We start from the raw sequence: 580 nt of genomic DNA, 5'->3' as shown, positions 1-580 counted from the left end.
ATCTTTATTTATCAGGTGGTTATTGCATTTTTGGTTATTATTGACTGTTTTGTAGATTTTCCCTTTCAAATAAGTAGCGGTTGTTTTATGTATGCGAAAACAGGCCTTAAAATCAACGCATCAGGCTGTAATGCCGCTTTCGAATAAGGCGGATTTTTCATTAATACGGTGTAAAACCGTCCCTCCGGACAGCCTTTTCTCTGGCTAGCCTGTCCTTGCGAGCTCTGCATGCATAGGGTGCATGGTTTTGCATGCAATCCGGAGAACTCAAAATGGCTCCAACCCCTTTCTAAACTGGCTTTCAGGGGCTTTTCTTCATGCATTAAAACCAGTGAGCTAAGTCAGCAGCGGGCAGGCGGGGAGAATTACGCGCGCTCAACCAAGGTAAAAAAGATCTGGTTCGCAACTCTTCCAGTATTCTTTGGGAACCATTTTTAGATCTCTTTTTAGAAGGCGAATTATAGTACCGATATTTTGGGATTCAGAAAAAACCTTCCACTCTTTAGGGTAGAAAGTTCGCAGAATAAATCCTACAAAAGAGATAGGCGTTAGTTCCCTATTAGAAGGGATTCGACTTTCG

Annotated in this window: 1 protein-coding gene; it reads right to left on the bottom strand. The window is 42.2% G+C overall.

The window, feature by feature from the left end; translation table 11 throughout:
• Positions 1 to 375: 375 nt before the first annotated feature.
• The coding region (locus J1785_RS00390) for a hypothetical protein (protein ID WP_217218535.1) at positions 376 to 580 on the bottom strand (205 nt) is incomplete at its 5' end.

Source organism: Rahnella perminowiae, assembly GCF_019049755.1.
Lineage (GTDB): Bacteria > Pseudomonadota > Gammaproteobacteria > Enterobacterales > Enterobacteriaceae > Rahnella > Rahnella perminowiae.
This window is presented reverse-complemented; position numbering and strand designations above follow the sequence as displayed.